6 protein-coding genes and 1 pseudogene are annotated in these 6,893 nt (G+C 54.8%); 2 read left to right on the forward strand and 5 right to left on the reverse strand.

Annotated features, from left to right (window positions below; translation table 11 throughout):
• Positions 1 to 214 precede the first annotated feature (214 nt).
• The 4 genes from leuB to Q1K23_RS01330 all read right to left on the reverse strand — a co-directional run bounded on the left by leuB (position 215) and on the right by Q1K23_RS01330 (position 3,622).
• A complete protein-coding gene (leuB, locus tag Q1K23_RS01315; protein WP_300361428.1) occupies positions 215 to 1,282 on the reverse strand; it encodes a 3-isopropylmalate dehydrogenase in 1,068 nt (355 codons plus the stop codon).
• Positions 1,282 to 1,788 carry a 3-isopropylmalate dehydratase small subunit gene (locus tag Q1K23_RS01320; RefSeq protein WP_300361430.1) on the reverse strand — a complete coding sequence of 169 codons (507 nt, stop codon included), beginning with the start codon at positions 1,786 to 1,788 and terminating at the stop codon, positions 1,282 to 1,284. The genes leuB and Q1K23_RS01320 overlap by 1 nt, the downstream gene beginning before the upstream one ends.
• A gap of 193 nt (positions 1,789 to 1,981) precedes the next feature.
• A complete protein-coding gene (flgG, locus tag Q1K23_RS01325; RefSeq protein ID WP_300361432.1) occupies positions 1,982 to 2,770 on the reverse strand; it encodes a flagellar basal-body rod protein FlgG in 789 nt (262 codons plus the stop codon).
• A gap of 15 nt (positions 2,771 to 2,785) precedes the next feature.
• Positions 2,786 to 3,622 carry a flagellar hook-basal body protein gene (locus tag Q1K23_RS01330; RefSeq protein WP_300361434.1) on the reverse strand — a complete coding sequence of 279 codons (837 nt, stop codon included), beginning with the start codon at positions 3,620 to 3,622 and terminating at the stop codon, positions 2,786 to 2,788.
• Between the two features lie 141 nt (positions 3,623 to 3,763).
• Here Q1K23_RS01330 and rpoD point away from each other — a divergent pair, with 141 nt between their 5' ends.
• Together rpoD and Q1K23_RS01340 are read left to right on the forward strand one after the other, a co-directional pair.
• Positions 3,764 to 5,629, forward strand: a complete 1,866-nt coding sequence (gene rpoD, locus Q1K23_RS01335) for an RNA polymerase sigma factor RpoD (RefSeq protein WP_300361460.1) — start codon at positions 3,764 to 3,766, stop codon at positions 5,627 to 5,629.
• 273 nt (positions 5,630 to 5,902) lie between these two features.
• Positions 5,903 to 6,589, forward strand: coding sequence for a hypothetical protein (locus Q1K23_RS01340; RefSeq protein ID WP_300361436.1), 687 nt, complete (start codon positions 5,903 to 5,905; stop codon positions 6,587 to 6,589).
• A gap of 46 nt (positions 6,590 to 6,635) precedes the next feature.
• Here the strand turns inward: Q1K23_RS01340 and Q1K23_RS01345 are convergent.
• Positions 6,636 to 6,893 (reverse strand): annotated as a pseudogene (locus Q1K23_RS01345) (hypothetical protein); the annotation flags it as partial.

Raw genomic sequence — 6,893 nt, forward strand, 5'->3', positions numbered from 1 at the left:
TCTCCTTGTAGATCTCCAGCGCTTCGCTTTTGAGCCCCTGAAGTTCGTAGATCTGGGCCAAAGTAAGCGTTTTCACCACACCGACCTTTCGGTGCGGTGAAAACGCGCCATTGGTAATTGGTAATTGGTTACTGGGGATCGGCTTCGCCGATCATCTAAAAATGAAAGGAGCGAAGCGACATTCCGCATCTTTTCATTTTTCATTATTCATTTTTCACTTACTTGCGTAGTTGGCGATGATCGAGCCGATTTCGCTGGTCGAACAGACCTCTTTGGCGTCGAACGCGCTCAGATCCTGGGTTCTGTATCCCTCTTTCAGCGCCTGTTTGATCGCGTTTTCGATCCGTTCGGCGGCCGACTCCTCGCCCAGGGCGTAACGGAGCATCATCGCGGCGCTGGCGATCGTGGCGATCGGGTTGGCGATACCCTGGCCGGCGATGTCGGGCGCGGAGCCGTGAATAGGCTCGTAGAGGCCGTATTTCTCACCGATGGAAGCGGAAGGCAGCAGGCCGATGGAGCCGCTGAGCATGCTCGCCTCGTCGCTGAGAATGTCTCCGAAGATGTTACCGGTGAGAATGACGTCGAACTGCTTGGGATCGCGCACCAGCTGCATCGCCGCGTTGTCGACGTACATGTGCGTCAGCGTCACTTCCGGATACTCTTTGGCCACTTCCTCGACCGTATCGCGCCAGAGCTGGCTGACATCCAGCACGTTGGCCTTGTCGACGGAGCAGACCCGCTTGGAACGCTTCATCGCGATTTCGAAAGCCTTTTTGGCGATGCGGACGATTTCGGGTTTCGTATAGACCATCGTGTTGAACGCTTTTTTCCCGTCGTTGCCTCTGGGTTGGCCGAAATAGATACCGCCGATCAGTTCGCGGACAACCATCAGGTCGACCCCCTGGATAACGGAGGGTTTGAGCGTCGAGGCGTTGACCAGTTCGTCGTAGACCATCACGGGTCGGAGATTGGCGAAGACTTCCAGCTCTTTGCGCAGTTTCAGCAGACCCGTTTCGGGGCGCTTTTCACGGGGGAGGCTGTCCCACTTCTCGCCGCCGATGGCTCCGAAGAGAACCGCGTCGGCCTGCTTGACGCCTTCGAGGGTCTCCTTGGGCGCCGGATCGCCCGTCGCGTCGATCGCCGCGCCACCTAGCAGGTACTCTTCGTACTTCAGTTCGATCCCCTCCGCATAACTGACGGCATCGAGAACCTTGACCGCCTCCTCGATGATCTCCGGCCCGATGCCGTCGCCCTTGATGAGCGCTATTTTGTAGCTTCGCATTACGCCTGCTCCTTTTTGAGCATTTCCGCCTTGGCGTAGTTGATCAGCCCGCCGCACGCCAGCAGCTCCTGCATGAATTCGGGGATCGGCTGGAATTTGTAGGTGACCTTCTTGTTCAGATCGACGATGTCCCCTTTGTCCATTTCGATGGAGATCAGATCGCCTTCGTTGATTTTGTCGGTCTCTTTCAGTTCGAAGATGGGCAGACCCATGTTGAAGGCGTTTCGATAGAAGATACGCGCGAAACTCTTCGCGACGACGGCGGAGACACCCGCCGCTTTCAGGGCGATCGGCGCATGCTCGCGGCTGCTCCCGCATCCGAAGTTTTCGCCCGCGACGATGATGTCGCCCGGCTGCATCTTCTTCACGAAATCGGGGTCGGCGTCCTCCATGACATGCTTGGCCAGTTCATGGGGATCGGACGTGTTGAGATAGCGCGCCGCGATAATCAGATCGGTGTCGATATTGTCACCGAATTTCCAGACTTTTCCGGTAATGACGTTCATCAGATTCCTTTGGGAAAATGGTCCTGAGACCTTGAAATTTACGCGGATTATAGCAAAAGGGGCGGGTCAAAAAGATTAAGCGAGGTTTTTAGTGCTGTGTCGACGCTAATACGTAGAGGCCGATGTGAGAGTGAGAAAGCGTGAAGTTACCGGAAAAATCTCGCTCACGCTCTCACGCTCTCACCTTCATATGTCAGCGCTTGAGGTTGTTGACGATCTGCAGCATCTCGTCGCTGGTCGTGATCGCCTTGGAGTTGGCTTCGTAGGCCCGCTGTCCGGTGATCAGGTCGGTCATCTCCTCGACGAGCTGGACGTTGCTCATCTCGACGAATCCCTGGCGTATCTGCCCCAGCCCGTCGACACCGGGGACGCTTTCGATCGGATCGCCGGAGGCGGAAGTGTTGATGTAAAGATTGTCCCCCAGAGAGTGCAGACCCGCCGGGTTGATGAAGTTGGTCAGCTGGATCTGGCCGATGTCTGTCGCCTCCTGCTGGCCCGCCTGGAGCACCGAGACGGTCCCGTCCGTTCCGATCGAGATGGCCACGGCATCCTCGGGAATCACGATCTCGGGCGAGAGCGTATAGCCGTCGGAGTTGACGATCGTACCGGTTTCGTCCAGTTTGAAGGCGCCGTTTCGGGTATAGACTTCGGTACCGTCGGGCATGATGATCTTGAAAAAGCCGTTGCCCGTGATCGCCAGGTCGAGATTGTTGCCGGTCTCCTTGAAGTTGCCCTGGGAGAACTGCTTGACGATGGCCGTGGGCCGCACACCCAGTCCCACGGAGATACCCGTGGGCGATTTGGTCGTTTCGCTGGTCGAGGTTCCGGCGTATTCCGCCGTCTGGTACATCAGATCGGCGAACTCCGCCCGCTGCTTCTTGTAGCCGATCGTATTGACGTTGGCGATATTGTTCGATGTGGTGTCGATCTGAATCTGCTGGGCCACCATTCCCGTAGCCGCAGTATAGAGTGCTCTTATCATCCATTCTCTCCTTCGTTACGCTCTGACCGACGCGAGTTTGTTGACGGCGTCGTTGTTCATGTCGTCCATCTGGGTATTCATCGCTTTTTGATACATTTCGACCAGACGGTTGGTCTCGATCAGTGCCGTCATTTCACGGATCGGATTGACGTTGCTTTTTTCGATCATGTACTGATAGACCTGGTTCGTCTCGGTCACGACGTTCATCTCGTTTTCCAGCGATTTTCCCGGCATTTTGAAATAGTTGTCGCCTTCGGCTTCGAGATCCTGCAGATTGTCGATCCGTACCACCATCAGATCGTCCACATAGCCCGGCGTATCCATCGCCGTCTTGTCCATATACTCGATCCGTCCGCTTTTGCCGACGCTGATGCTGACGGCATCGAAGGGGATGGTGATCGCCTGGCGGTTCTGGAAGTAGTGCTGTGAAAGCACCTTGAAGCCGTCACGGGTCACCAGTTCGCCATCTTCGTTGAGTCTGAAAGAGCCGTCGCGCGTAAGTCTGATGCCCGAGGGCGTATCCACGGCGAAGAAGAGATTCTTCTCGCCCAGTGCAAGATCGAGGGGATTGCCGGTATGGGCCATCGCACCCATCGTAAAATCGGTGTAGCGCCCGACGATCCTGGGAACCCGGTTGACGGAACGGTTCAGAAACTTCGCACCCTCTTTCGTATGGTTCGCCAGCGGCATCTCGTCGCGTCTTTCCTGAAAAATACGCATGAAATCACCGATGACGACATCGTTGCCCTTGTAGCCGTTGGTTCTGACATTCGCGAGATTCTGGCTGATCTGATCGAGACGGTTGAACTGCGTCACCATTCCACCGGTGACGGTATAGAATCCGCTCTGCATAGTGCTCCTTCCGCATCTTCGTTGACGAGTTCCAAGCAACAAACGTTCCAAACTCTCTTTCAGGGTCAAGACGATTAATTTTCCGTTAGAATTGACGATCATACTCCGACATCAAGGAATTTTTACGTTTTTTTCGATATAATCCGACTTACTCTCACGAACACGAAGGAGCCCTCCTTAATGACTGCAAAAGAGCTAAATCAGGCACTTGAAAAACTTTTCGAAGAGCACAAAAACGAAAAATATATCACCTTCGAGAAAATCGTACAGCTTTTCGAAAAACAGCCGACCCTCGCCCAGGCGAAGAACATTCTGAAACTCGCCAAAAAACACAATATCAAAATCATCACATCCAGCGAACGCGCCATGCTTCTGAACATCGAAGAGGCGGAGAAACGGGAGTCGGACCGGCAGAAACTGAGCGACGAGTCGCTCGAGGAGGAGTTCGATTTCACCCGTGAAAAAGAGCTGCTCGAATGGTCGCGCAGCGATTCGCCGGTACGGATGTATCTGCGTGAAATGGGGCAGATCCCGCTGCTGACGAAAGAGGAGGAGATCGAAATCTCCAAAAAGATCGAGATGGGAGAGGACATCATCCTCGACGCCATCTGCTCGGTCCCCTACCTGATCGATTTCATTCTCGACTACAAAGAGCCGCTGATCAACCGCGAGCGCCGCGTCAAGGAGCTTTTCAAGAGTTTCGAAGAGTCCGACAGCGACGACGACGTCGAGACCGACGAGGCGAAGAAGAAGAGCTCCAAAGACGACAAGCGCGTCAAGAAGGTCATAGAGACTTTCAAAGCGCTCGAAAAAGCGAAAAAGGATTGGCTCAAAACCCAACAGAAGCAGCCGCCGGAAGATGCCAGCGAAGAGGAGAAGTTCCACTACGCCCTGGTTCTGGCTTTCAAAAAGAAGGTCCTCAAAGACCGGCTTCTGGATCTGGGCCCCACCTCCAAGCTGATCAACGAACTGGTCAAAGCGATGGAGACGGCGCTCAAGAGCGACGAAGGATTCGAAAAGGAGCTCAAGCGTCTCGAATACCGCCTGCCTCTTTTCAACGAGCAGCTCAGGGCCAACCACCAGAAGATCCTCGACAACATCGTCAACATGTCCAAAGAGGAGATCGCCGCCGCCGTACCCGAAGCGACGATGGTCAGCACCTACCTGCAGATCAAGAAACTCTTCCAGACCAAAGAGGCTTCCAAGGACAGCTTCAACCTCGATCCCGAAAAGCTGCAGGAGATCCTGGAGCAGATCAAACGGGGCAAGAAGATCTCCGAAGAGGCCAAGACACGCATGGCCAAGTCCAACCTGCGTCTGGTGGTCTCCATCGCCAAACGCTACACCAACCGCGGCCTGCCTTTTTTGGATCTGATCCAGGAGGGGAACATCGGTCTGATGAAAGCGGTGGACAAGTTCGAGTACAAAAAGGGATACAAATTCTCGACCTACGCGACATGGTGGATCCGACAGGCGATCAGCCGGGCCATCGCCGACCAGGCCCGCACGATCCGCATCCCGATCCACATGATCGAGACGATCAACCGCATCAACAAGATCATGCGCAAACACCTCCAGGAGACCGGCAAGGAGCCCGATGTCGAGACGATCGCCAAAGAGGTGGGCCTCACCGTCGACAAGGTCAAAAACGTCATCAAGATCACGAAAGAACCCGTCAGCCTCGAAGCCCCTGTCGGCAGCGAAGAGGATGGACGTTTCGGCGACTTCATCGAGGACAAGAGCAGCGCCAGCCCCGTCGAGTCGGTGATGAAAGAGGACCTCAAAGAGCAGATCGACGACGTCCTCGACCAGCTCAACGAACGTGAAAAGGCGGTCATCTGCATGCGATTCGGCCTGATGGACGACGAGAGCGACCGCACACTCGAAGAGATCGGCAAGGCGCTCAACGTCACCCGCGAGCGTGTCCGCCAGATCGAAAGCAGCGCGATCAAGAAGCTCAAACACCCGAAGGTGGGACGGAAGCTGAAGAACTACATCGAGGAGTGACTCCTCGATGTAGTTCTCAATGGAGAATTGAAAATTGAGAATTGAGAATGCAGGAAAACGCGCTTCGCGCTTTTATTTTTTTAATGATAAGGCTGCTTTGCAGCCATCCGACATTCTTCATTCTTCATTCAAAAAATCCAGAAGCATAGCGAATGGATCACCCGTTGAGCATAGCGAAACAGAGCGAAGCGCCGGGCCCGCTGCCGAAGCGGACTCAGCGTCAGCGTAGGTCGTCGGGCTTTGCCTGGCGACCGTGATCCAGGAGTGAAACGGATGGACTTCTATGAAAAGTGGCTGGAGTACGACTACAACCCCTGGATCCTCTTCGATACCAACGGCAAAGTGGTCACTCTCAACCAGGAAGCGCAGTTTCTTCTGGCGGAGGTGACACCCCACGAAATCTTCGAACTGGCCGTCAGTTACGCCAACCGGTCCTACGGCTTCAAAACGACGATGTTGGATCTGGAGTACGGCAAGTACGAATTTTTCGGCATCATGGTCGGGTACGAGGACAACGACGCCATCGCCATACGCCTCTACCGCAAACCGCCCGAGCGCATCGCCGAACCCCATATCCATCCGCTGGGCCATCACAATATCTACACCCTCATCGATCTGGCCGTCAGTACCGCCTCCATCAGCCGACAAAACGGCTTCACGACACTGCTCGACCCCGCTTTTCCCGATATCCGGATCGATCCCGAAGTCTTTATCCAGCTTCTGTCACAGATATTCGACTGCTTCGAAGACAGCTCGGAGATAAAAATTTCACTATCGCTCAAAACCGGAGAGACGATCAGGTTCGAAGAGAAACGCTATCCGATTTTCCGGCTCTCCATACAAGGCGATCCCAAAGAGTCATGCCCCATACAGAGGATCAAGGATCTCGCCCACCGCATGAACGGATACATTTCACGGAAAAAAGACCAGCTGACCCTGGAAGCCCCGCTGATCATGTAGGACCCGCTTCACCCAACCACCCTTCTCACTATTTACCGTTCACTGTTCACCGTTCACCAAAATAGAGCGTACCCGCCACCACGAGAGGGGCGAGTCCCGCACCGGCGAGATAAAGAAGCGGATCGAAAAGATCGCTGCGTATCAGAGCGTAGACACCGGCGACCAACAGGAGGTAGGCGACTATACGATAAAGGGAAATCGCGGGTTTCGCGGTCTTCAGAAAGCCTTTGAGGCCCCTGCGGCTCTTTTTGAGACGCCGCTTCTCCTCCGCCATGATCTCTCCGATCTCTTTGGGATTTTCGGC

The sequence above is a fragment of the Hydrogenimonas sp. genome, from assembly GCF_029933015.1.
Taxonomy (GTDB): Bacteria; Campylobacterota; Campylobacteria; order Campylobacterales; family Hydrogenimonadaceae; genus Hydrogenimonas.